The sequence below is a fragment of the Klenkia brasiliensis genome, assembly GCF_900100695.1.
Classification (GTDB): Bacteria; Actinomycetota; Actinomycetes; order Mycobacteriales; family Geodermatophilaceae; genus Klenkia; species Klenkia brasiliensis.
The window spans coordinates 174,901-198,896 of record NZ_FNCF01000002.1 but is presented as its reverse complement, the minus strand read 5'-3'; the positions used below and the strand labels follow the sequence as shown (position 1 = coordinate 198,896).

20 protein-coding genes are annotated in these 23,996 nt (G+C 74.0%); 14 read left to right on the top strand and 6 right to left on the bottom strand.

Going from position 1 to position 23,996, the window contains the following annotated elements; translation table 11 throughout:
- From BLT39_RS05300 to BLT39_RS05290, 3 genes are all read right to left on the bottom strand, one after another.
- Complete coding sequence (locus BLT39_RS05300; RefSeq protein WP_091060056.1) at nucleotides 1–1,611, bottom strand: methyl-accepting chemotaxis protein; 1,611 nt, start codon at nucleotides 1,609–1,611, stop codon at nucleotides 1–3.
- Nucleotides 1,612–1,789: 178 nt separating this feature from the next.
- Complete coding sequence (locus BLT39_RS05295; RefSeq protein WP_131801413.1) at nucleotides 1,790–1,999, bottom strand: hypothetical protein; 210 nt, start codon at nucleotides 1,997–1,999, stop codon at nucleotides 1,790–1,792.
- A 100-nt stretch (nucleotides 2,000–2,099) separates the two neighbouring features.
- Nucleotides 2,100–5,474 carry a pyruvate carboxylase gene (locus BLT39_RS05290; RefSeq protein WP_091060048.1) on the bottom strand — a complete coding sequence of 1,125 codons (3,375 nt, stop codon included), beginning with the start codon at nucleotides 5,472–5,474 and terminating at the stop codon, nucleotides 2,100–2,102.
- A gap of 55 nt (nucleotides 5,475–5,529) precedes the next feature.
- On the opposite strand from BLT39_RS05290, the gene BLT39_RS05285 reads away from it, so the two are divergent.
- The 5 genes from BLT39_RS05285 to BLT39_RS05265 all read left to right on the top strand — a co-directional run bounded on the left by BLT39_RS05285 (nucleotide 5,530) and on the right by BLT39_RS05265 (nucleotide 10,285).
- The gene (locus tag BLT39_RS05285; protein ID WP_091060044.1) at nucleotides 5,530–6,399 is read left to right on the top strand and encodes an SDR family NAD(P)-dependent oxidoreductase; all 870 of its coding nucleotides are present in this window, start codon (nucleotides 5,530–5,532) and stop codon (nucleotides 6,397–6,399) included.
- 18 nt (nucleotides 6,400–6,417) lie between these two features.
- Nucleotides 6,418–6,828 (top strand): anthrone oxygenase family protein, encoded by a 411-nt coding sequence (locus BLT39_RS05280; protein WP_207507635.1) that lies wholly within the window; start codon nucleotides 6,418–6,420, stop codon nucleotides 6,826–6,828.
- 17 nt (nucleotides 6,829–6,845) lie between these two features.
- Entirely contained in the window at nucleotides 6,846–7,769 is a 924-nt protein-coding gene (locus BLT39_RS05275) for an oxygenase MpaB family protein (protein WP_091060041.1), read from the top strand.
- Nucleotides 7,770–7,794: 25 nt separating this feature from the next.
- The gene (gene ilvA, locus BLT39_RS05270) at nucleotides 7,795–9,030 is read left to right on the top strand and encodes a threonine ammonia-lyase IlvA (protein ID WP_091060038.1); all 1,236 of its coding nucleotides are present in this window, start codon (nucleotides 7,795–7,797) and stop codon (nucleotides 9,028–9,030) included.
- A gap of 115 nt (nucleotides 9,031–9,145) precedes the next feature.
- Nucleotides 9,146–10,285: an LLM class flavin-dependent oxidoreductase gene (locus BLT39_RS05265; protein ID WP_091060034.1), complete on the top strand. Its 1,140-nt coding sequence runs from the start codon at nucleotides 9,146–9,148 to the stop codon at nucleotides 10,283–10,285.
- Nucleotides 10,286–10,405: 120 nt separating this feature from the next.
- On the opposite strand, the gene BLT39_RS05260 is transcribed toward BLT39_RS05265, so the two are convergent.
- Nucleotides 10,406–12,730 (bottom strand): transketolase-like TK C-terminal-containing protein, encoded by a 2,325-nt coding sequence (locus BLT39_RS05260; RefSeq protein ID WP_091060029.1) that lies wholly within the window; start codon nucleotides 12,728–12,730, stop codon nucleotides 10,406–10,408.
- Nucleotides 12,731–12,919: 189 nt separating this feature from the next.
- Here BLT39_RS05260 and BLT39_RS05255 point away from each other — a divergent pair, with 189 nt between their 5' ends.
- Nucleotides 12,920–13,891 (top strand): AraC family transcriptional regulator, encoded by a 972-nt coding sequence (locus tag BLT39_RS05255; protein WP_207507633.1) that lies wholly within the window; start codon nucleotides 12,920–12,922, stop codon nucleotides 13,889–13,891.
- A gap of 16 nt (nucleotides 13,892–13,907) precedes the next feature.
- Nucleotides 13,908–14,822: an SCO6745 family protein gene (locus BLT39_RS05250; RefSeq protein WP_091060022.1), complete on the top strand. Its 915-nt coding sequence runs from the start codon at nucleotides 13,908–13,910 to the stop codon at nucleotides 14,820–14,822.
- An 86-nt stretch (nucleotides 14,823–14,908) separates the two neighbouring features.
- Here the strand turns inward: BLT39_RS05250 and BLT39_RS05245 are convergent, their stop codons facing one another.
- Nucleotides 14,909–15,928, bottom strand: coding sequence for a zinc-dependent alcohol dehydrogenase (locus BLT39_RS05245; RefSeq protein ID WP_165640156.1), 1,020 nt, complete (start codon nucleotides 15,926–15,928; stop codon nucleotides 14,909–14,911).
- Complete coding sequence (locus tag BLT39_RS05240) at nucleotides 15,925–16,446, bottom strand: DinB family protein (protein ID WP_165640155.1); 522 nt, start codon at nucleotides 16,444–16,446, stop codon at nucleotides 15,925–15,927. Before BLT39_RS05240 ends, BLT39_RS05245 begins: the two co-directional genes overlap by 4 nt.
- Nucleotides 16,447–16,637: 191 nt before the next feature.
- Here BLT39_RS05240 and BLT39_RS05235 point away from each other — a divergent pair, with 191 nt between their 5' ends.
- From BLT39_RS05235 to BLT39_RS05205, 7 genes are all read left to right on the top strand, one after another.
- Complete coding sequence (locus tag BLT39_RS05235) at nucleotides 16,638–17,840, top strand: CaiB/BaiF CoA transferase family protein (RefSeq protein WP_091060011.1); 1,203 nt, start codon at nucleotides 16,638–16,640, stop codon at nucleotides 17,838–17,840.
- Complete coding sequence (locus BLT39_RS05230) at nucleotides 17,841–18,761, top strand: hydroxymethylglutaryl-CoA lyase (RefSeq protein WP_242658177.1); 921 nt, start codon at nucleotides 17,841–17,843, stop codon at nucleotides 18,759–18,761.
- The gene (locus BLT39_RS05225) at nucleotides 18,758–19,291 is read left to right on the top strand and encodes an NADPH-dependent FMN reductase (RefSeq protein ID WP_091060008.1); all 534 of its coding nucleotides are present in this window, start codon (nucleotides 18,758–18,760) and stop codon (nucleotides 19,289–19,291) included. The genes BLT39_RS05230 and BLT39_RS05225 overlap by 4 nt, the downstream gene beginning before the upstream one ends.
- A 98-nt stretch (nucleotides 19,292–19,389) precedes the next feature.
- A complete protein-coding gene (locus tag BLT39_RS05220) occupies nucleotides 19,390–20,880 on the top strand; it encodes an aldehyde dehydrogenase (RefSeq protein ID WP_091060006.1) in 1,491 nt (496 codons plus the stop codon).
- Between the two features lie 3 nt (nucleotides 20,881–20,883).
- Nucleotides 20,884–21,366: a flavin reductase family protein gene (locus BLT39_RS05215; protein WP_242658176.1), complete on the top strand. Its 483-nt coding sequence runs from the start codon at nucleotides 20,884–20,886 to the stop codon at nucleotides 21,364–21,366.
- Nucleotides 21,363–22,625 carry a bifunctional 3,4-dihydroxy-2-butanone-4-phosphate synthase/GTP cyclohydrolase II gene (locus BLT39_RS05210; protein ID WP_091060003.1) on the top strand — a complete coding sequence of 421 codons (1,263 nt, stop codon included), beginning with the start codon at nucleotides 21,363–21,365 and terminating at the stop codon, nucleotides 22,623–22,625. Before BLT39_RS05215 ends, BLT39_RS05210 begins: the two co-directional genes overlap by 4 nt.
- A 154-nt stretch (nucleotides 22,626–22,779) precedes the next feature.
- Nucleotides 22,780–23,979: an LLM class flavin-dependent oxidoreductase gene (locus BLT39_RS05205; protein WP_091059999.1), complete on the top strand. Its 1,200-nt coding sequence runs from the start codon at nucleotides 22,780–22,782 to the stop codon at nucleotides 23,977–23,979.
- Nucleotides 23,980–23,996: the final 17 nt, after the last annotated feature.

Sequence of the window (23,996 nt, the reverse complement as noted above, 5' to 3'; positions counted from 1 at the left end):
TCAGTAGGTGAAGGCGCCGACGCCGGTGCGCAGGTCGGCGGCCATCCGGGACAGCTCGTCGACGGCCAGCCGGGTCTGCGAGAGCGCCTGGGTCGTGGAGTCGGCGGCCGTGGAGATGCCGGTGACGTTCGCGGCGATCTCCGTCGTGCCGCCGGCGGCCTCGGCCACGCTGCGGGACATCTCGTTCGTGGTCGCGGTCTGCTCCTCCACGGCGCTGGCGATGGTCAGCTGGTAGTCGTTGATCTGCCCGATCACCTCACCGATCCGGCCGATCGCGGCCACCGCACCACCGGTGTCGGCCTGGATCGCCTCCACCCGCCGCGCGATGTCCTCCGTCGCCCGCGCCGTCTCCTGCGCCAGCTCCTTGACCTCGTTCGCCACCACCGCGAAGCCCTTGCCCGCCTCACCCGCCCGCGCCGCCTCGATGGTGGCGTTCAGCGCCAGCAGGTTCGTCTGCTCAGCGATCGACGTGATCACCTTCACCACGTCGCCGATCTCCTTCGACGACACACCCAGCTTGGTGATCGTCGCGTTGGTGGCCTCCGCCTCCGCCACCGCCTCCGCGGCGACCCGGGCCGCCTGGTTGGCGTTCTGCGCGATCTCCCGGATCGACGCGTTCATCTCCTCCGCGCCCGCCGCCACCGTGGCGACGCTGCGCGAGACCTCCTCCGCGGCACCGGTCACCGCGGTGGACTGCACCGAGGTCTCCTCCGACGACGCCGCGATCTGCGCCGCCGAGGCCGACAGCTCCTCGCTGGAGGCGGCCACCGCGTCGGCCGACCCGGCCACCTGGGCCATCACGACCCGCAGGTGGGCCAGCGCCTTGTCCAGCGACTCGCCCATCCGGCCCACCTCGTCCCGCGCAGTCAGGCCCGCGGTCGCGGTCAGGTCGCCGGAGGCCAGCGCGTCCGTCACGCCCTGCACCCGGCGCACCGCCCGGAACACCCCGGCCGCGACCAGCCAGCCGACCGTCATCGCCAGGGCGATGCCGATGGCCAGCACGGCCAGGACGAGGTAGCGGGAGGACGAGGCCGCGGACGCGGCCGACTCCACGGCGTCCGAGGCGTCCTGCTGCTCGAGGGTGCTGAGCTGGTGCAGGTCGTCGGTGACGGTGTCGAGCAGGGGCTTGACCTGGTCGGTGTTGGCCCGGATCCAGCCGGTGTAGTCGCTGGCCTCGGCGAGCGGGGCCAGCACCTGGTCGATCAGCTCGGACGAGGCGTCCAGGTCGGCCACCGCGTCGTCGACCAGGGCCTGCTTCTCGTCGGTCACGCCGGACGCCGTGTAGGCCTCGAGGCCGGTGCGGAACCGGTCGGCGGCCTCGTCGACGGCCTGCAGCGCCGCCCGGGTGTCCGCGTCGTCCTCGGCCAGGATGGCGTTCCGGTTCTGGATCCGGATGTCCTGGACGTCGGACATCATGGCGCCCAGCGACGCGACGCTGAGCAGGTTGTTGCGGTAGAGGTCCTGGGTGGTGTCGGCCGCGGAGTTCAGCGAGACCAGGCCCAGGACGCCGATCGCCCCGGCGGCCACGGAGGCCGTACCCACGGCGCTCAGGACCTTGACGCGGATGGAGCGGTCGGCCCAGAAGCGGGCGGGGCCGGCGGTGGTGGTCACGGGTTCTCCTCGGAGCTCGCGCTGCCGGCCCGGGGCTGGGGCGTCGGCATCCCCGGACCGTCCGTCCGGGCGTCCCCGTTGACGGACGATCCGGTTCCGCTGTTGAGCGCAACCTGGGAGGTCGCTGCAAGTTCCTCGGTGACCGTCCCGGACGGGTCGACACGGCGACCCGGGGAGGTCAGCCGCGACGGAGAGCGAGCAGCTCGCAGACGGTCAGCACGTCGAGCCGGACGACGTCCGTGCGACCGCCCAACCAGGCCGGTTCGTCACCGCGCAGGAACCGGCCGACGGCGGTGACCGCTGCGTCCTCGGCGGCGCGACCGGCGCCCAGCACGTGCTGCACCCGGGCCAGGACATGGGTCAGGGGGTCCACCGCAGCAGCCGTCACGTCAGCACCGTCTCCCGAGCTCGCGCACCACGCCACTCGGTGGTGCGCGATCGAGTGTGCCTCACCAACGGAACAGAAGCGACCGTATCGACCGGGCGGGTCAGCCCAGCACGACCAGCAGGTCACCGCCCTCGACCTGCTGCACCTGCCCGATCGCGACGCGGGAGACGGTGCCGGCCCGCGGTGCGGTGATGCCGGCCTCCATCTTCATCGCCTCGATCGTGGCCAGAACGTCCCCCGCGGCGACCCGGTCGCCCTCGGCCACCTGCAGCGTCACCACGCCGGCGAACGGGGCGGGCACCTGGCCCGGGTCGCCCCGGTCGGCCTTCTCCGCGGCCTTCACCGCCGAGTCCACCGACCGGTCGCGCACGCTCACCGGCCGCAGCTGGCCGTTGAGGGTGCACATGACGGTGCGCATGCCGCGTTCGTCGGGCTCGCTGACCGCCTCGACCCCGATCAGCAGCCGCACCCCGGGCTCCAGGTCGACGGCGTGCTCGGTGCCCCGCCGCAGGCCGTACAGGAACTCCTTGCTGGGCAGCACCGCGGTGTCGCCGTAGGCCTCCCGGTGCGCCTCGAACTCCCGCGTGGGCGCGGGGAACAGCAGCCGGTTCAGCGTCGGCCGGGGGGTGTCGCGCAGCCCGGCCAGGTCGGCGTCGGACAGCTCGGCGCCGGGCTCGGCGGCCCGGCGGCCCTCCAGCGCGCGGGTGCGGAACGGCTCGGGCCAGCCGCCCGGCGGGTCGCCCAGCTCGCCGCGCAGGAAGCCGACGACGGAGTCGGGCAGGTCGTACTTCCCCGGGTCCTCGGCGAACGCCGCGACGTCGACCCCGGCGCCGACCAGCTGCAGCGCGAGGTCGCCGACCACCTTGGACGACGGCGTGACCTTCACCAGGTGGCCGAGCAGCCGGTCGGCGGCGGCGTAGGCGTCCTCGACCTCCTCGAACCGCTGCCCGAGGCCCAGCGCGATGGCCTGCTGGCGCAGGTTGGACAGCTGCCCGCCGGGGATCTCGTGGGTGTAGACCCGCCCGGTCGGGCTGGGCAGCCCGGACTCGAACGGGGCGTACACCCGCCGCACGGCCTCCCAGTAGGGCTCCAGGTCGTTGACCGCCGCCAGGTCCAGGCCGGTGGCCCGCCCGGTGTGGTCGGTGGCCGCGACGATCGCGCTGAGCGGTGGCTGCGACGTCGTCCCCGCCATCGAGGCGACCGCGCCGTCGACGGCGTCCACCCCCGCCTGCCAGGCCGCCATCAGCGTGGCCAGCTGGCCGCCGGCGGTGTCGTGGGTGTGCAGGTGCACCGGCAGGTCGAACCGCTCCCGCAGCGCGCCGACCAGGGTGGCCGCGGCCGGCGGGCGCAGCAGCCCGGCCATGTCCTTGATGGCCAGCACGTGCGCGCCGGCCTCGACGATCTGCTCGGCCAGCCGCAGGTAGTAGTCCAGCGTGTAGAGCGGCTCGGCGGGGTCGGACAGGTCGCCGGTGTAGCAGAGCGCCACCTCGGCCAGCGCCGTCCCGGTCTCCCGGACCGCCTCGATCGCCGGGCGCATCTGGGCGACGTCGTTGAGCGCGTCGAACACCCGGAACACGTCGATGCCGGTGCGGGCGGCCTCGTCCACGAACGCCGTCGTCACCTTGGTCGGGTAGGGCGTGTAGCCCACCGTGTTGCGGCCGCGCAGCAGCATCTGCAGCGCCACGTTGGGCACCGCCTCGCGCAGCGCGGCCAGCCGCTCCCACGGGTCCTCGTGCAGGAAGCGCAGCGCGACGTCGTAGGTGGCCCCGCCCCAGCACTCCAGGCTGAGCAGCTGCGGGGTGGTGCGGGCGACGTGCGGGGCGACGGCGAGCAGGTCCTTGGTGCGCACCCGGGTGGCCAGCAGTGACTGGTGGGCGTCGCGGAAGGTGGTGTCGGTGACCGCCAGCGCGGTCTGCTCCCGCAGGGCGCGGGCGAACCCGACCGGGCCCAGGTCGCGCAGCCGCTGCCGCGACCCGGCCGGGGGCTGCGCGGCGAGGTCGACGGCGGGCAGCTTGGCGGTGGGGTCGACCAGGTGCGGCCGCTCGCCGTGCGGGGCGTTGACGGTCACGTCGGCCAGGTAGGCCAGCAGCCGGGTGCCGCGGTCGGCGGACTGCCGGGCGGTGAGCAGCTCGGGCCGCTCCTCGATGAAGGACGTCGTCACCCGGCCGGCGCGGAAGTCGGGGTCGTCGAGCACCGCCTGCAGGAACGGGATGTTGGTGGCCACGCCGCGGATCCGGAACTCCGCCACCGCCCGGCGGGCCCGGGCCACCGCGACGCCGAAGTCCCGCCCCCGGCAGGTCAGCTTGACCAGCATGGAGTCGAAGTGCGCGCCCACCTCGGCACCCATCGAGGAGCCGCCGTCCAGCCGGACGCCGGCGCCGCCCGGGGAGCGGTAGGCGGTGATCCGGCCGGTGTCGGGGCGGAAGCCGTTGGCGGGGTCCTCGGTGGTGATCCGGCACTGCAGCGCCGCGCCCCGCAGCTGCACCGTGTCCTGCGACAGACCGAGGTCGGCGAGGGTCTCCCCCGACGCGATGCGCAGCTGGGCCTGCACCAGGTCGACGTCGGTGACCTCCTCGGTGACCGTGTGCTCCACCTGGATGCGCGGGTTCATCTCGATGAACACGTGCCGGCCGGACTCGTCGAGCAGGAACTCGACGGTGCCGGCGCAGGAGTAGCCGATGGCCCGGGCGAAGGCGACCGCGTCGGCGCAGATCCGTTCCCGCAGCTCGGGGTCCAGGTTGGGCGCGGGCGCCAGCTCGATGACCTTCTGGTGCCGGCGCTGCACCGAGCAGTCGCGCTCGAACAGGTGGATGACCTCGCCGGTGGTGTCGGCGAGGATCTGCACCTCGATGTGCCGGGGGTTCACCACCGCCTGCTCGATGAACACCGTCGCGTCACCGAAGGCCGACTCGGCCTCGCGCATGGCCGCCTCGATGGCGCCCTGCAGCGCGGACCGCTCCGCCACCCGGCGCATGCCGCGCCCGCCACCACCGGCGACGGCCTTGACGAACACCGGGAGGTCCATGCCCTCGGCCGCGGCCAGCAGGGTGTCGACGTCGTCGCTGGGGTCGGTGGAGCCCAGGACCGGCAGGCCGGCGTCCTGCGCGGCGGCGATCGCGCGGGCCTTGTTCCCGGTCAGCTCCAGCACCTCGGCGCTGGGGCCGACGAAGGTGATGCCGGCCGCGGCGCAGGCCGCGGCCAGGTCGGGGTTCTCCGACAGGAACCCGTAGCCGGGGTAGACGGCGTCGGCGCCGGCCCGCCGGGCGGCGGAGACCACGGCCTGCACGTCGAGGTAGGCCCGGACCGGGTGCCCGGGCTCGCCGATCTCGTAGGACTCGTCGGCCTTGAGCCGGTGCACCGAGTTCCGGTCCTCGTGCGGGAACACCGCGACGGTGCCCGCGCCCAGCTCGTACGCGGCGCGGAACGCCCGGACGGCGATCTCCCCGCGGTTGGCGACCAGGACCTTGGTGAACACGCGCGCCTCCGGTGATTCGGGTGTGGGCACGGTAGCGGCCGGGCAGGGGCGAGGGGTGACCTCTCCCCGCACGGCCCTGATCACCGGCGCCTCCAGCGGCATCGGCCGGGCCACCGCTCTGCTCCTGGCCGCCGAGGGTGCCTCGCTGGTGCTGCTGGCCCGCGGCCGCCCCGCCCTGGAGGCCACCGCCGCGGAGTGCCGGTCCGCCGGCGCCGCCGACGTCGTCGTCGAGCCGTGCGACGTCGTCGACCGGGAGGCCGTCGCCGACGCCGTCCGCCGGGCCGGCCCGCTCGACCTGGTCGTGCACTCGGCCACCGTGATGGCCTACGGGGACATCGAGGACCTGCCGGCCGACGTGTTCGACCAGGTCGTGGACACCGCGATCAAGGGGACGGCGAACCTGGCCCGGCCCGTGCTGGCGTCGTTCCGCCGCCGCGGCCGGGGCGACCTGGTCGTGGTCAGCTCGCTGCTCGCGTCGGTCACCGCCCCCACGATGGGCGCCTACTGCACCGCCAAGTGGGGCCAGCTGGGGCTGATCCGCACCCTGCAGCAGGAGACCCGGGACGTGCCCGGCATCCGCATCGGCGCAGTCGCCCCCGGCGGGGTCAACACCCCGATCTACTACCAGGCCGCGACCGTGCTCGGGAACACCGGCCACCCGCCGCCGCCGGTCTACTCCCCGCGCCGGGTGGCCCGCGCGGTGCTCGACGTCGCCGGGTCGCACCGCCGGCTGCGGCAGTCCGGCTTCGCCAACCCGCTGGTCATCGCCGGGTTCCGGCTGGCTCCCCCGGTGTACGACGCGCTGGTCGGCCCGCTGCTCAAGGTGTTCGGCATGGCCCGGGACTCCGTGCCCGCCACCGAGGGCAACGTGTTCGCCTCGGTGCCCGACCGGAACGCCGAGAAGGGCCCCTGGCACGACCTCTGACCCCGCTACGGTGCGGGCGTGGAGCTGCTGGGCACGCTGACCGCGGTCGGGTGCGCGCTGGTCGGCGGGGTGTTCTTCGCCTTCAGCGGGTTCGTCATGACCGGCCTCGCCCGGGCACCGGAGGGCGCCGGCGCGATGCGGGCGGTGAACGTGGCCGCCGTCCGCCCGCCGCTCATGCTGCTGCTGTTCGGGACCGCGGCCGCCTGCGTCGCGGTGCTCGTGGCCGGCCCGGGCGTGCTGGACCGGGTCGCGGCCGGGCTGTACCTGGTGGGCACCGTCGGCGTGACCGTCGCGGCGAACGTGCCGCTCAACGACGCCCTGGAGCGGGACCCGGGCACCTGGCCCCGCTACCTGCGGGCGTGGACGCGGTGGAACACGCTGCGCACCGCCGCCGCGACGGCCGCCGCCGTCCTGCTGCTGCTCGGCTGAACCCGCACGATGGTCCGGTGGTGAACCCCTTCGACGCGGCCCGGGCCGCCTTCCGCGGGCGGGTGTCCGGCGACCCCACCGGTGCGCCGGACTGGGTGCGGGAGATCGCCACCGTGGGGTCCGGCGCGGGCTGGTACGACCCGGACGGCGTGGTCTGGCGGGTGCACGGCGACCTGTCCACGCTGGTCGGCGGGGTCGCGGCCCTGCTGGGCCAGGGCGCGCACCCGCTCGCGCTGGCCGGGGTGCAGCGGCACTCGGCCTACCGCGAGGACCCCTGGAAGCGGCTGGCCGGCACCGCCCGCTGGCTGGTGGTGACCACCTTCGGGTCGGCCGAGCTCGCCGAGCGGGAGTCCGCCCGGGTGCGCGGCATGCACCGCCGGGTGAAGGGCACGCTGCCCGACGGCCGCGCCTACTCCGCCGGCGACCCGGACCTGCTGCGCTGGGTGCACCTGGCCTTCACCGACGCCTTCCTCGCCGCGCAGGACGCCGTCGGCCGGTCGATGGCCCGCTACGGCCGCCGCTGGCACGACGACTACGTGCACGACTGGGCGCGCTCGGCCGAGCGGTTGGGCGCCACCGACCTGCCGCACACCCGCGCGGAGCTGGGCGAGGCGATCCGCGCCTACGCGCCGGTGCTGGAGCCGGTGCCCGACGACCTGCTGGCCTTCCTGCAGGGCCCGCCCGGGCTGTCGCCGCCGGAGAAGGTCGTCTACGCCGGGTTCTCCGCCGGCGCCGCGCGACTGGTCAGCCCGACCATCGCCCCGCTGGCCCGGGTGCCCGGCCGGGGCTCGCGCAGCCCGCGCGACCGGGCCCAGCTGCTGGTGACGGAGGCCCAGCTGCGCGCGCTGAACCTGGCCCTGGGGTCGCACAGCCCCAGCGAGGAGGCGGCACGGTGGCGCCTGGGGGTCGGCCCCGCCCCCGCCTGGGCCGCCTCCGCTTGAGGCACGTGGGGGAGCATGTCCCCCCGTGGACTTCACCGACCTGGTCACCGACGCCGTCACCCGGCTCGACGGCGTCGCGCTGCCGACCCCGGTGCAGCGGCTGGCCCGCCTGTCGCAGCTGACCGGCGCGGAGGTCTGGACCAAGCGCGAGGACCTGCAGGTCGGCCGCTCGTACAAGGTGCGCGGCGCCTACAACACCATCGCCCAGCTCGACCCGGGCACCACCGTGGTCACCGCCAGCGCCGGCAACCACGCCCAGGGCTTCGCGTACGCCTGCGCCTCCCTCGGCGTCCGCGGCACCGTCGTCGTCCCCGGGACCACGCCCAAGCAGAAGCGGCAGCGGATCGCCGCCCTCGGCGGGGACGCGATCACGCTGCGGGTCGAGGGCGACACCTACGACGACTCGGCCCGGGTCGCCGCGGAGCTCGCCGCCGCGTCGGGCGCCGTCGTCGTCCCCGCGTTCGACGCCCTGTCCACGGTCGCCGGGCAGGCCACCGTGGCCGTCGAGCTCCTGGCCCAGCTGCCGGTGGCGCCCGACGTCGTCGTCCTGCCGGTCGGCGGCGGCGGCCTGCTGGCCGGCTGCGCGACCTGGCTGCGGGAGCACTCCCCCGCCACCCGGGTGGTCGGCGTGGAGCCCGCCGGCGCCGCCGGGATGGCCGCCGCGCTCACCGCCGGGGAGCCGGTGACGCTGGCCGAGATCGACACCTTCGTCGACGGTGCCGCCGTGCGCCGGGCCGGCGAGGTCACCTTCCCGTTGGTCCGGGACGCCGGGGTCGAGCTGGTCGCCGTCCCCGAGGGCGCGGTCTGCACCGAGATGCTCGAGCTCTACCAGGTGGACGGCGTCATCGCCGAGCCCGCCGGCGCCCTGGCCACCGCCGCGCTCGCCTCCGGCGCGGTCGTCGTGGAGCCCGGGCAGACGGTGCTGGCGCTGCTGTCCGGCGGGAACAACGACGTCAGCCGGTACGCCGAGGTGGTCGAGCGCTCGCTGGTGCACCGCGGGCTCAAGCACTACTTCCTGGTCGAGTTCCCGCAGGAGCCGGGCGCGCTGCGCCGGTTCCTGGACGAGGTGCTCGGGCCGGACGACGACATCGTGCTGTTCGAGTACCAGAAGCGGGACAACCGGGAGACCGGCGCCGCGCTGGTCGGCATCGAGCTGGGCGCCGCGGCCGGGCTGACCCCGCTGCTGGCCCGCATCGCCGCCGGCCCGCTGCGCATCCAGCACCTGGCCCCGGGCACGACCGCCTACCGCTTCCTGGTCTGAACCCTGCGCGCGACGGCCACCGGGTCGCGCGCAACGGATGGTGCAGCGGGTGTGACCGTCGACACCATCGGGTCGCGGCGGCCGAGGAGCGGCCGCGCGGATGCGGAGGACATCGATGACGCTGCCCATGCACCAGGCCGACGGATTGCTCGGCCAGTACAAGCCGGTCACCGACAACCCGGTCTTCAACGACCAGAAGCTGAAGCTGGGCGTCTTCTCGTCCAACTGCTCCGGTGGCGTGATCATGAGCGACGCGCCCACCGACTTCCGGGTCACCTGGGACCAGCAGCTCCAGATCGCCCGGACGGCGGACCGGCTGGGCATGGAGGCGATGGTCCCGGTCGGCCGCTGGACCGGTTTCGGCGGCAACACCGACTTCAACGGCGTCTGCTTCGAGACCTACACCTGGGCCGCGGGCCTGGCGCAGGCGACGGAGAACATCGGCATCTTCACCACCACCCACCTGCCGACCATCCACCCGATCGTCGGCGCCAAGATGGCCGCCACCATCGACCACATCTCCGACGGCCGGTTCGGGATGAACGTGGTGATGGGCTGGTTCACGCCCGAGATGGAGCTGTTCGGCAAGAAGCAGCTCGAGCACGACGAGCGGTACGCGTTCGGCCAGGAGTGGCTGGACTTCGCCATGAAGCTGTGGAACGAGGAGGGCACCTTCGACGTCGACGGGACGTACTTCACCTCCCACGGCGCCAAGGCCTTCCCCAAGCCCGTGCAGGCGCCCCGCCCGGCGCTGCTGAACGCCGGCGCCTCACCCGCCGGCCAGCGCTTCTCCGCCAAGAACGTCGACATCAACCTCATCGCGCTGCCCACCGAGGAGGCCCCGGCCTACATCAAGGGCATCAAGCAGATGGCCAACGACGAGTACGAGCGCGACATCGACGTCTGGACCTACTGCCTGGTCATCTGCCGGGAGACCGAGAAGGAGGCCAAGGCTGCGCAGCAGGCGATCATCGACGCCGGCGACTGGCCGGGCGCCAACATCATCATGGACGTCCTCGGCATCCAGTCGCAGAGCTTCGGCAGCCAGATCAAGCAGTTCCAGGAACGCTTCATCGCCGGCTGGGGCGGACCCAACCTGGTCGGCACGCCGGAGCAGGTCGCCGAGCAGTTCCACGAGCTGTCCGAGGCGGGCATGGGCGGGGCCATCTTCGGCTTCCACGACTACGCCAAGGAGCTCGAGGAGTTCGGCGCCGAGGTCATGCCGATCATGAAGAAGAACGGCCTGCGCCACTGACCTCCCTCGGCCGCAGCGTGGATCAACCTCCCTGATCGACGTCCGTCCTCCTGCACCAGATCTCGCGCAGGAGGACGGACCCCGATCAACCTCCCTGGTCGACGCTGGGCGCGCGGGGCCTCAGTCGAGGAGGTCGAGGGCGGCGGCGACCACCGAGTCGGTGTCGATGCCGTGGTGGCGGTACACGCTGGCCAGGTCGCCGGACTGGCCGAACCGGGTCACGCCCAGGTGCGCGGCGGGCACCCGGTGGATGCCGGCCAGGAAGGCCAGGGTGTGCGGGTGGCCGTCGAGCACGGTGACCATCGGGGCGGCCCGGTCGGCGGGGAAGGCCTGGTCCAGCACCGCGGTGGGGGCGTCGTCCTGGCCGCGGCGGGCCTGCAGCGCGCGGAAGAGCAGCCCGGGTGAGGTGACGACCACGACGTCGGCGGGGAAGCCCAGCCCGGTGAGCCGGTCGGCGGCCTGGATCCCCTCGGGGACGAGCGCACCCATCGTGACCACGGTGACCGCGGGCTGCGGCACCCGGCGCAGCGCGTAGGCCCCGGCGACCACCTGACGACGGCGGCGCTCGCGGGCGGCCGGGTCCTCGGGGACCGCGGCCAGGCTCTGGTCGACCGGCCGGGTCGACAGCCGCAGGTAGGCGCTGGTGCCACCGGGCTTGCCCAGCCGGCCCAGCGAGGCGAGCAGGCACCACTCGGTGTCCAGCGCGAACGCCGGCTCGTAGGTGACGACGCCGGGCTGCTCCAGGCCGATGGAGGGCGTGGTGATCGACTGGTGCGCCCCGCCCTCGGCGGCCAGCGTCACCCCCGACGGCGTGCCGACCAGGATCGACTGGCCCCCGGCGTAGACCCCGAAGCTCCACGGCTCCAGCGCCCGGGAGACGAACGGGTCGTACATGACGCCGATCGGCAGCAGCGGCTGCTCCCAGCGGCTCCACGTCGCGCCCAGCTCGCCCATCAGCCCGACCAGGTTGACCTCGGCGATGCCGAGCTCCACGTGCTGGCCGCTGGGCCGCTCCCGCCAGTGCAGGATCGTCTCGGGGTCGTCGGAGAACCAGTCGCGCCGGTCCTCGGCCGCCCAGACGCCGACCTTGTTGACCCAGCCGCCCAGGTTGGTGGAGCTGGAGACGTCGGGGCTGACCGTGACGACCCGCGCCCCGGCCTCGGGCGCGGCCCGGTTGAGGTCGAGCAGCGTGCGGCCCAGCGCGGCCTGCGTGGTGCCGGTGCCGTTCGGCGTCCGGCCCAGGTCGCCCGGGACCGAGGGAGCCGGCGCGCCCTGGTGCGGGGTGCGGCGCAGCCGGTCGGCGGCCGCGGCGAGCAGCCGGCCGGGGCCGGAGGCGGGGTCGAAGCGGGTCCAGGGGTCGGCCGGGTCCACGCCCACGCGGTCGGCCAGCTCGTGCAGCTGGGCCTCGGTCAGCAGCGCGGAGTGGTTCTGCGGGTGGCCCTCGATGGCCAGGCGGTAGCCCTTGAGCGTGTACGCCAGCACGACGGTGGGGCGGGTGTCGTCGATCTGGGCGAACGCCGTCCGCAGCGCCGCCAGGTCGTGCCCGCCGAGGTTGCGCACCGCGGCGACCAGGTCCTCGTCGCCCACCCCGGCGATCAGGCCGGCGATCGCGGCCGCCCCGGCGCCGTCCCCGGGCAGGTGCTCGCGCAGCTCGGCGGCCGAGCGGCGCAGCATCCGCTGGTACTCGGGGTTGGTCATCTCGTCGATCCGGTCGCGCAGCTCGGGGCCGCCCTCGCGGGTGTAGAGCTCCTCCAGCAGCGCGCCGTACTTCACGGTGAGCACCTGCCAGCCGGCCGCGGCGAACATGCCCTGCAGCCGGGTCGCCCCGAAGGTCGGCACCACCCGGTCCAGGGACTGCCGGTTGAGGTCGACGACCCAGCAGACCTCGCCCAGCTCGGCCACCATCGGGTCGACCACGGCCTCCCACACCGCGCCCTCGTCGAGCTCGGCGTCCCCCACCAGCGACCACTGCCGGCCGGCACCCCCGGTGCCGAACTGGGTGTTGACGTAGCGGCGGGCGATCGCGCCCCAGATCGGCGCGGTGGCCCCGATGCCGACCGAGCCGGTGGAGTAGTCCGCCGGCACCGGGTCCTTCAGGCGCGAGGGGTAGGACTGCAGGCCGCCGAACTCCCGCAGCGTGGTCAGCGCCGACGCCGGCAGCTGGCCGAGCAGGTACTCCAGCGCGTGCAGCACCGGCGAGGCGTGCGGCTTGACCGACACCCGGTCCTCCGGGCCCAGGGTCTCCAGCCACAGCGCGGTCATGATCGTGGTGATCGAGGCCGACGACGCCTGGTGGCCGCCCACCTTGAGCCCGGTCGGGTTGGGCCGCACCCGGTTGGCGTGGTCGACGATCGCGCTGGCCAGCCAGAGCACCCGCTGCTCGACCTCGCGGAGGGCGGCGTCGTCGGTGCTGGTGCCGGCAGCGTTGCCGAGGGTGGCGGTCATGCACCCAGCTTGACCGACCGTCCGGGCCCCCGGCCAGCCGCGTGGTGCAGCCCGGCAGCCGCCCCGTGCGCTGCGCGGACGCCCCTGCGCACTGATCGGCTGGCGTTCGTGTCGTGCACGACCTAGATTGCGGTCGCCAGCTGTGGCCCGTGCCACATCCGAGACGACGTCGTCCGCGCGGAGGTGACCGTGGGCCAGCCCCTGTCGAGGTTCCCCGTGGTCGGCACGCGCAGCCTCGAGGAGGCGCAGGACGCCGTCACCCGGGTCTACCTGCAGCACGACCTCACCGCGCGGGAAGACCAGGTGGCGATGCAGCTCAACGCCGTCACCGACCGGAACTTCACCCTCGGCTACCTGACCTACGGTGCGCAGACCGAGCTGGTCATGCCGCCCACCGAGGACTGCTACCACGTCAACCTCACCACCGCGGGCAGCACCGATGCCGACCGGTCCGACGGCGCACGTACCCGCACCGTGGCGCGGGTGTCCGGGGCGGTGCTCAACCCCAAGCAGCGCAACACGGTGCGCTGGACGCCCGACGCCGAGCAGCTGATCCTCAAGATCCCCCGGGCCAGCCTGGAGTCGCACCTGGGCGACCTCATCGGCCGGTCGGTCGCCGACGTGGTCGACTTCGACTTCGGCCTGGACCTCACGGCGCCGGCCGGGCAGTCGCTGCTGAACTCGGTGGAGTTCCTCGCCCGTGAGCTGGACCGGCCCGGCGGGCTGGCCGAGATGCCGCTGGCCCGCGAGCAGCTCGAGGCGTTCGTGATGACCCAGCTGCTGCACGCCGGTCGGCACCAGTTCTCCGACGCCCTCGCCGCCCCCGCCCGGGCCCTCGAGCACGGCCGGCTCGCCCCGGTGGTCGCCTTCCTCGAGGAGCACGCCGACGAGGCGCTCACCCCGCAGCAGCTGGCCCGGGTGGGCTGCATGAGCGTGCGCACCCTGCACGCGGCCTTCCAGCAGCAGTACGGCGAGTCCCCCATGAGCTACCTGCGCCGGGTCCGGCTGGACCGGGTGCGGGGCGAGCTCGTGCACGCCGACCCCACGACCGTGCGGGTCACCGACGTCGCCGTCCGCTGGGGCTTCTTCCACCAGAGCCGCTTCGCCCAGCAGTACCGGGACCGCTTCGGCGAGCTCCCGTCCGCCACCCTCCGCCACTGACCCGGGAGACTCCCTCGTGGACTACGACGAACTGTCGGCCGCCTTCCTCGCCGAGCCCTCCGCCGGCCGGCCCGCCCCGCGCATCCCCACCGGGGCCGCCCGGTCGCTGCGCGACGCCGCCGAGCCGCTGGCCACCATCGGCTTCTGGGGCAAGCCCGCCTACGCCGCGATGGAGGCCCTGGGCCTGGAGTTCCTCACCGGCTACGTGTGGGGCCGCACCGCGCCGATGGGCGAGCCCACCCCACCGGTCGTCGTCGCCGCCTTCGGGGTGTTCGAGCCCGGGCTGATCGCCTCCCTGTACGACCAGGCCCGCGGGATCGCCTCGCGGGAGGACGTGCTGGCCGCCCGGGAGAAGGGCGCGGTGGACTCGCTGCACGAGGTGCTCGGCGACGTCCCGACCGGTGAGGTCGAGACCGCCGTCGCGCAGCTGCGCCGGGCCACCGACGTGGCCGTCGCCGACGTCACCGGCCGGCCGCTGGTGGCGGGCCTGGCGTCGCTGGAGTGGCCGACCGACCCGTGGGGCCAGCTGTGGCACGCGCTGAACATCCTGCGCGAGTACCGCGGCGACACCCACCAGGCGGCCAACGTCGCCGCGGGGCTCTCGGGCGTGCAGATGAACCTGGTGACCGAGTACTGGATCGGCTGGGAGCCCCGCGCCTACGCCGGCACCCGCGCCTGGGCCCCGGAGGTCATGGACGCCGCCGACGCCGACCTGCGCGAGCGCGGCTGGCTGGCCGACGGCGAGCTGACCGGCACCGGCCGGGCCGAGCGCGACCGCATCGAGCAGGTCACCGACGAGGCGATGACCCGGGTGCTGGCCCCGATCAGCGACGACATCGAGGCGCTGACCGCGCAGCTGGACGGCTGGAGCAACCGCATCGTCGCCGCCGGCGCGGCGCCGTCGGACCCGTACAAGCGCGTCAGCGGCTGACCCACCCCGGTACCGGGAGCTCCACCCCACCCCTCCGGCTCGACGGGTGGGGTGGAGCTTCCGGCACCCCGAGGGGGGCCGGGGGGTCAGGGCTCCAGGAGGACCTTGATGGCGCCGTCCCGCTTGGTGCTGGCGACCTCGAAGGCCTCCGGGGCGTCGTCCAGGGAGAACCGGTGCGTGACCAGCGGGCTCAGGTCCACCCGGCCGGCCCGGATGAGCTCCAGGGACCGCTCGTACTGCCCGCGGCCGCCGTTGCCGCCGACCCCGAACACCGTCGCGGTCTTGAGCATCATCGGGACGACGGGGATGCCCGGGAGGTCGTTGGCGTAGCCGATGAAGCTCGCCTTGCCCTCCTTGCGCACCAGGTCGATCACCGACGCCGACGCCGCGGGCGCACCCGAGGTCTCCACGACGATGTCCGCCCCGCGCCCGCCGTGCATCTCCAGCACCCGGTCCACCAGGCCGTCGGTGCGGCTGTCCAGGCAGTCGGTGGCCCCGAACGCCCGGGAGACCTCGAAGACCTCCTCGCGGACGTCGGTGACGGTCAGCCGGCCGGCGCCCGAGAGCGCCGCGAACCGCGCCACGGCCAGCCCGATCGGGCCCTGGCCGAGCACCAGCACCGAGTCGCCGAGCTTGATCTGCAGCCGGTCGATGCAGTTCAGCGCGACGGCGAAGGGCTCCAGCAGGGCCGCGCCCCAGATCGGCACACCGTCGGGGATGGGCACCAGGTTCACCCGCGGGACGGCGACCAGCTCGGCGAAGCAGCCGTCGCTCCACAGCCCGATGAGCTTCTTGTTCGGGCAGTCCAGCGAGGGCCCGTCGACGCAGGCCGCGCAGACCCCGCACGGCAGGGACGGCTTGACCGCGAACTGCTGGCCGACCAGCGACTCGTCCACGCCCTCGCCCACCGAGACGACGGTGCCGGCGAAGTCGTGGCCGGGCACCCGCGGGAACGGTGAGTCGATGCGGCCCTCGAACTGGTGCGCGTCGGTGCCGCACAGCGAGGCGACGTCGACGTGCACCACCACGTGCAGCGGGTCGGCGGTGGGGTCCGGGCGCTCCTGGACCTCGACCTGGCCGACGCCGGCGAGGACGACCGCCTTCACGCGGCGTCCTCGCCGGTGTGGCCCTCGGGCACGACGAACCGCTCGGGCAGCTTGCCGCGCGAGGCGAGGACGGCGTGCAGCTGGTCGCGGTGGTGCACCACGTGGCCGACCACGATGGGCAGCCACTCGGCCACGGTCATCCGCCCCAGCGTGGTGATCTCCACCGACCGCTCGAGGATCTCCGGGGTGTGCATCGGCAGCGTCGTGACCATCGTCCGGCGCAGCGAGGCGATCTTGTCCGCGGCCTCGGCCGCGGTCGGCGGGATCGCCCCGATCGTGTCGTGGCCGATCTCCTCCCGGTAGAAGAAGTCCAGCTCGGGGTCGGCCTGCAGGCGGGCGATGTCGGCCACCCACAGCAGCCCGGCCAGGGTCATGTGGCTGACCACCGTGGCGCCGGTCCACCCGCCACCGGGGTCGGCCACGTGCAGGTCGCCGTCGTCGATGCTGCGCAGCAGCTCCTCGACGGCGGTCAGGGTGCGGTCGGCGATCCGCGTCTGCGTCTCGACGATGTCGGACATGGTGCTCCCGTCGTCCGGCCGGGCTGCGGTGCCCGGCGTCACGGGGAAAGGTAGGGCGCAACGCATGTCGGGTCCAGAGGGCCCGGCGATGCGTGCGCTCTGCGGATGCAGGTCCGCCGGGCGCGGATGGTCCCGGGTCCCGCCGCGCCCCTAGCGTCGGGCCGTCCCGCACGACGACGTGGAGGAGCCGCATGACCGCCGGAGCGCTCGAGGGCATCCGCGTGCTGGAGATCGGCACCCTCATCGCCGGCCCGTTCGCCGGGCGGCTGCTGGGTGACCAGGGCGCCGACGTCATCAAGGTCGAGGCCCCCGACCGGCCCGACCCGCTGCGCACCTGGGGCCAGGCCCACGAGGACGGTCGCGGCTTCTTCTGGACCGTGCACGCCCGCAACAAGCGCTGCATCACCCTGGACCTGCGCGGCGAGCGGGGGCAGGAGCTGTTCCTGGCCCTGGCCGCCGACGCCGACGTCGTGGTGGAGAGCTTCCGCCCGGGCACCATGGAGCGCTGGGGCCTGGGGTACGACCGGCTGGCCGCGGCCAACCCCGGCCTGGTGCTGGCCCGGGTCTCCGGCTACGGCCAGACCGGGCCGATGGCCGCCCAGCCCGGCTACGCCAGCGTCGCGGAGGCCCGAGCCGGGCTGCGGTTCGTCACCGGCTTCCCCGGCCAGCCGCCGGTGCGGATGGCGCTGTCGATCGGCGACTCGCTGGCCGGGATGTTCGCCTGCCAGGGCATCCTCACCGCGCTGGTCGCCCGCGCCCGCACCGGGCAGGGCCAGGTGGTCGACGCCGCGCTCACCGACTCCTGCCTGGCGGTGACCGAGTCGATGGTCCCGGACTACTCCCGCGCCGGGCTGGTGCGCCAGCCCAGCGGCACCCGGCTGGACGCGATCGCCCCGTCCAACAGCTACCGGACCGCCGACGGCACGTTCGTGATCATCGCGGCCAACCAGGACACCCTGTTCCGGCGGCTGTGCGCCGCGATGGGGCGCCCCGAGCTCGCCGACGACGAGCGCTACGCCACGCACACCGCCCGCGCCCGGCACCAGGACGAGCTCGACGACCTCATCGGCGCCTGGGCGGTGCAGCTCCCGCCCGAGGAGGTGGTGGCCCGCTGCAGCGGCGCCGGCGTCGTCGTCGGCCCGGTGGCGACGGTCGCCGACGTCGCGGTCGACGAGCAGTTCCTGGCGCGGGGCATGCTGGTGGACCACCACGACCTCGGGGTGGACGCCGACGTGCTCGGCCCGGGCGTGACGCCGCAGCTGTCGGCCACGCCCGGGGCGGTGAAGTGGGCCGGGCCGCCGAGGCCGGGGTGGCACAACACCGAGGTCTACGGCGAGCTGCTGGGCCTCACCGAGTCCGACGTGGCGGCACTGGCCGCCGAAGGGGTGATCTGAGTGCAGCTGCCACCCAGGGTCGACGTCCGCGAGGTCGGCATGCGCGACGGCCTGCAGCTGGAGGACCCGGTCCCGCTGGAGGCCAAGCTGGAGATGCTCGAGGCACTGGTCGCCACCGGCGTGCAGCGCATCGAGGTGACCTCCTTCGTCTCCCCGAAGGCGGTCCCGGCGCTGGCCGACGCCGACCAGGTCGCGGCGGCGCTGGGCCGGTACGAGGGCGTGCACTTCTCCGCGCTGGTGGCCAACCTGCGCGGGGCGCAGCGCGCGGTGGACGCCGGCATCCCGCACCTGGAGTACGTGGTCAGCGCCGCCGACTCGCACTCCCGGGCCAACGCCGGCCGGCCCACGTCCGAGGCCGCCGAGGCGATCGGCGCCATCGCCGAGGTCTCGCACGCCGCCGGCGGCTCGCTCGAGGTGATCATCGCGACCGCCTGGGACTGCCCGTTCGACGGACGGACCGATCCGTCCCGCACCCTGGACGTCGTCGCCACCGCGGTCGCCGCCGGCGCCGACCAGCTCTGCCTGGGCGACACGATCGGCACGGTCACCCCGCGGCGCACCGTCGACCTGCTCGAAGCCGTCCGCGCGGCGGCACCCGGCCTGCCGCTGGGCGCGCACTTCCACGACACGCGCGGCACCGGCCAGGCCAACGCGCTGGCCGCCGTCCTGGCCGGGGTCACCCAGCTCGACGCGTCGGTCGGCGGCCTCGGCGGCTGCCCGTTCGCCCCGGGCGCCAGCGGCAACATCGCCACCGAGGAGCTCGTCTACTGGCTCGACGACTCCGGGGTGGAGACCGGCATCGACCTGGACCTCGTGCTCGCCGCGGCCGCCGTCACCGAGCGGGCGGTGGAGCACCCGCTGCCCAGCTCGCTGTACCGGGCCGGCGGGGCCAGCAGGCCGCGCGGGGAGTTCCGCCCGTGAAGGTCGTCGGGGTCGTCGGCAGCCCGTCGGTGGGCGGCCGCACCGACGCGGGGGTGGCGGGCATCCTGGCCGGCTGCGCGGGCGCCGAGGTGATCAAGCTGAGCCTGGCCGACACCGACGTGGCGACCGTGCTCGACGCGGTGGAGGCCGCCGACGCCGTCGTCTTCGGCAGCCCCACCTACCGGGCGTCGTTCTCGGCCCTGCTGCGCAGCCTGTTCGAGAACGCCGAGCGCGGCCGGTACACGACCGAGACGACGGCGCACCTGGCCGGCACCACGGCCGCGATCGTGATGACCAACAACGCCCCGGAGCACTTCCTGGCGCAGGACTCGCTGCGCAGCCTGCTCGCCGGGTTCTACGGCTGCCAGGTGCTCAGCCCGGGCCTGGTGCTCTCCCACCCGCACTTCGACGGCGACGGCCTGACCGCCGACGCCGCCGAGCTGGCCGCCGCCCACGGCCGCGCGCTGGTCGACCTGACCCGCGCCGTCCAGGGGTCGGCGGCCATCCGCGCACTGCACCCGCAGGTCTAGCGCTCTGCGGACACAGGTCGGCGGACAACGGATGGTCGCCGACCCGCACGCCTCCCTACCGTTGCCGTGACCGGCACCACACCGAGAAGGAGCAGTCGATGACGACCGCGACGTCCACCGAGCTCGAGTCCTTCGGGCTGTTCATCGGCGGCAAGACCGTCGACGCCCGCTCGGGCAAGACCTTCGAGTCGCAGAACCCCTACACCGGCCAGGCCTGGGCGGTGCTCGCCGACGGCGCCCCCGAGGACGTCGACGAGGCCGTGGCCTCGGCCCGCACCGCCTTCGAGGGCGAGTGGGGGCAGATGACCGGGTTCCAGCGCAGCGCGATCATGCGGAAGTGCGGGGACGCGATCCTCGCCAACGCCGAGCGGCTGGCCCAGCTCGAGGTCAACGACTCCGGCAAGCTGATGCGCGAGATGCTCGGCCAGCTCAAGGGGCTGCCGAACTGGTACTACTACTTCGCCGGGCTGGCCGACAAGATCGAGGGCCGCACCGTCCCGCCGGTCAACCCGAACTACTTCGGCTACACCGTGCGCGAGCCGGTCGGCGTCGTCGGCGCCATCACGCCGTGGAACTCCCCGCTGCTGCTCCTGACCTTCAAGCTCGCCCCGCTGCTGGCCGCCGGCAACACCTGCGTGGTCAAGCCCTCCGAGCACTCCCCCGCCTCCACCGTCGCCTTCGCCCAGGTGCTCCACGAGGCCGGGCTGCCCGCGGGCGTGCTCAACGTGGTCACCGGCTGGGACCGCTCCACCGGTGAGGCGCTGGCGTCGCACCAGGGCGTGGACAAGGTCGCCTTCACCGGCTCCACCGCCACCGGTGCCGCCGTCGCCCGGGCCGCGGTGAGCAACCTCAACCGGGTCACCCTCGAGCTGGGCGGCAAGAGCCCGCAGATCGTCTTCCCCGACGCCGACCTCGACGCCGCCGCCAACGGCCTGGTCGCCGGTGTCTTCGCGGCCACCGGGCAGACCTGCATGGCCGGCTCCCGGCTGATCGTGCACGCCGACGTGCACGACGCCCTGGTCGAGAAGATCGCCGCCCGGGCCAACGAGATCGTGCTCGGCGACCCCAACGACGCCGACACCGAGATGGGCCCGGTGGCCAACCGGCCGCAGTACGAGAAGGTGCTCGGCTACCTCGAGGGCGCCGCGGCCGAGGGCGCCACCTTCGCCTGCGGCGGCGAGCCGGCCGCCGAGCTCGGTGGGCTGTTCGTCAAGCCGACCGTGGTCACCAACGTGACCCCGGAGAACACCATCGTCCGCGAGGAGGTCTTCGGCCCGGTGCTGGCCGCCTACACCTTCACCGACGAGGACGAGGCGCTCAAGCTGGCCAACGACACCCCCTACGGCCTGGCCGGGGCGGTGTGGACCAAGGACGTGCACCGCGCCCACCGGGTCGCGGCCAAGCTGCGGGCCGGCACGGTCTGGGTGAACGCCTACCGGGTGGTCGCCCCGAACATGCCCTTCGGCGGCTTCGGCAACTCCGGCATCGGCCGGGAGAACGGCGTCGACGCGGTCAACGAGTACACCGAGAACAAGTCGGTGTTCATCGAGCTGACCGGCGGGACCCGCGACCCGTTCCAGCTGGGCTGACCCGTGCTGGCGGAGGCGTTCCGCGAGGTGATGGCCGGGGTCGCCACCCCGGTCTCGGTCATCACCGCGGTGTCGGCCGACGGCGTCCCGCACGGGACGACGGTGTCGGCGTTCGCGTCGCTGTCGATGGACCCGCCGATGGTGCTGGTCTCCCTGGACCGCGGCTCGGACCTGCTGGCCCTGGTCCGGGACACCGGCCGGTTCGGCGTGAACGTCCTCGGCTCCACCCAGTCGGCGCTGGCGCTGTCCTTCGCCCGCAAGGGCCCGGACAAGTTCGCCGCCGTCGACTGGGTGCCCGACTCCGGCCTGCCCCGCCTGCCCGGCGCACCCGGGTGGCTGGCCTGCGACGTGGAGTCCCTGGTCGAGGGCGGTGACCACGTCGTCGCCCTCGGCCTCGTCCGGGCCGCGGCCACCGTCGACGGACAGCCGCTGACCTACCACTCCCGGGTGTTCGGCACCCACACGGCCCTCGAGGTGACCGCATGACCCGCAGGACCCCCACCGAGGCCGTGCAGACCGCCGTCGCCGCGCTCGCCGCCGGCGGCATGGTCGTGGTGGTCGACGACGAGGACCGGGAGAACGAGGGCGACCTCGTCGTCGCCGCCGAGCTGTGCACCCCTGAGCAGATGGCCTTCGTCGTCCGGCACACGACCGGCATCGTCTGCGCGCCCATGCCCGCCGCACGGGCCCGCGAGCTGCAGCTGCCGCTGATGGTCACCGACAACACCGACGCCCACGGGACGGCGTTCACCGTCACCGTGGACCACCTCGGCACCTCCACCGGGGTGTCGGCGGCCGACCGGGCGCTCACCGTCCGCTCGCTGACCTCCGCGCCGGCGGAGGAGTTCCGGCGTCCGGGGCACGTGTTCCCGCTCATCGCCCGGGAGGGCGGGGTGCTGGTGCGCGCCGGGCACACCGAGGCCGCCGTCGACCTCACCCGGATGGCGGGCCTGTCCGGGGTCGGGGTGATCGGGGAGGTCGTCGACGAGGACGGGTCCATGCGCGCCGGGGCCTCCCTGACGGCGTTCGCCACCGAGCACGGGTTGCCGGTGCTGGCGATCGCGGACCTGGTGCGGCACCGCCGGGCCACCGAGACCCTCGTCGAGCTGGTCGGGTCCGCGCAGATGCCCACCGAGTTCGGCGAGTTCCGGGCCCTGGCCTACCGCAGCACCCTCGACGGCACCGAGCACCTCGCGCTGGTCATGGGCGACCTGGCCGCGGCCTCGCGCACCGGTGCCGGCGCGCTGGTGCGGGTGCACTCGGAGTGCCTGACCGGGGACATCCTGGGCTCGCTGCGCTGCGACTGCGGCAGCCAGCTGGAGACCGCCCTGGCCACCATCGCCGCCGAGGGCACCGGTGCGGTGGTCTACCTGCGCGGCCACGAGGGCCGCGGCATCGGCCTGGGCCACAAGATCCGCGCCTACGCCCTGCAGGAGCAGGGCCTGGACACCGTGGACGCCAACACCGCCCAGGGCCTGCCGGTGGACTCCCGCTCCTACGGCGTCGGCGCGCAGATCCTCGGTGACCTCGGCGCCACCCGGATCCGGTTGATCACCAACAACCCGGCCAAGTACGGCGGCCTGGAGGGCTACGGCCTCACCATCACCGGCCGGGTCCACCTGCCCACCGTGGAGACCCCGCACAACCTCCGCTACCTCCGCACGAAGCGGGAGCGGATGGGCCACGCGGGGGCGCCGGCGCCCGGGCTGTCCGCCGTCGTCGACCTGCCCGTCGCCGGCACCTGACGCGCAGGTCAGGGGACCGTCGCGAGGTCTGCGGCGAACGGTCAGGCGGGTGCGCTGGGCGGCTGTCCGGCGCCGCCCACGGCTCCTAGCGTCGGTGCTGAACGTGGCCCAGCGCACACCGCGCCCGGCCCGCCGACCTGCCGAGGAGCCCCGCGTGACGACCACCGACGACCGTCCCACCCAGCGCGCCAACGAGCGTCTGGACCTGGCCCCCACCGACCCGCGTCCGCCGGCCGAGACCCAGCCGCGCGCGGACCGCACCACGACCAACCCGCTGTTCAACGACCAGGGCATGAAGCTGGGCCTGTTCGGCACCAACTGCTCCTACGGGCTGATCATGAGCCACGCGGCCAGCAGCTACGAGATCACCTGGGAGCACACCAAGGCGATCGCGCAGAAGGCCGACCGGCTGGGCTTCGAGGCGATGGTGCCGGTCGCGCGCTGGAAGGGCTTCGGCGGCTCGACCAACTTCAACGGCAACTGCTTCGAGACCTACACCTGGGCCGCGGGGCTGGCCGAGGCGACCGAGAACATCGCGATCGCCGCGACCTCGCACCTGCCGACCATGCACCCGATCGTCTCGGCCAAGCAGGCCATGACCATCGACCACATCTCGGGCGGGCGGTTCGTGCTCAACCTGGTCATGGGCTGGGTGACCCCGGAGATGGAGATGTTCGGCCGGGAGCAGCGCGAGCACGACGAGCGCTACGCCTTCGGCCAGGAGTGGATCGACTACGCGGTCAAGCTGTGGACCGAGGAGGGCAGCTTCGACGTCGACGGGAAGTACTTCAACGGCATGGACGTCGAGGCCTACCCGAAGCCCGTCCAGGGGCCCCGGCCGGCGCTGATCAACGCGGGCAACTCCAAGGCCGGCATCGAGTTCTCCGCCCGCAACGTCGACGTCAACTTCGCCTCGCTGGACACCCTGGAGAACGTGCAGACCTACACCTCGACGCTGAAGGAGAAGGCCCGCACCGAGCACCAGCGCGACATCCAGACCATGACCTACGGGCTCATCGTCTGCCGCGACACCGAGGCCGAGGCCAAGGCCGCCTTCCAGAACGTGATCGACGAGGGCGACTGGGGCGCCGCCGGCAACGTCATCAAGATCGCCGGCTCGGGCGCGTCGCAGTCCTTCGACCACGTGGTCAAGGAGTACCAGGAGCGCTTCATCGCCGGGTGGGGCGGCTACCCGATCGTCGGCACCCCGGAGCAGGTCACCGAGGAGCTGGTGAAGCTCAACCAGGCCGGCATGGACGGCATGATCATGGGCCTGATCGACCCGGTGCAGGAGCTCGACGTGTTCGAGAGCGACATCCTGCCGCTCATGCAGCAGGCCGGCATCCGGCACTGAGACGACGACGGGGCCCC

Coding starts and splice junctions, on each gene's coding strand:
- BLT39_RS05210 (WP_091060003.1), top strand. CDS start 21,363: ATGACCCGCAGGACCCCCACCGAGGCCGTGCAGACCGCCGTCGCCGCG.
- BLT39_RS05260 (WP_091060029.1), bottom strand. CDS start 12,730: ATGACCGCCACCCTCGGCAACGCTGCCGGCACCAGCACCGACGACGCC.
- BLT39_RS05240 (WP_165640155.1), bottom strand. CDS start 16,446: ATGTCCGACATCGTCGAGACGCAGACGCGGATCGCCGACCGCACCCTG.
- BLT39_RS05265 (WP_091060034.1), top strand. CDS start 9,146: ATGACGCTGCCCATGCACCAGGCCGACGGATTGCTCGGCCAGTACAAG.
- BLT39_RS05235 (WP_091060011.1), top strand. CDS start 16,638: ATGACCGCCGGAGCGCTCGAGGGCATCCGCGTGCTGGAGATCGGCACC.
- BLT39_RS05220 (WP_091060006.1), top strand. CDS start 19,390: ATGACGACCGCGACGTCCACCGAGCTCGAGTCCTTCGGGCTGTTCATC.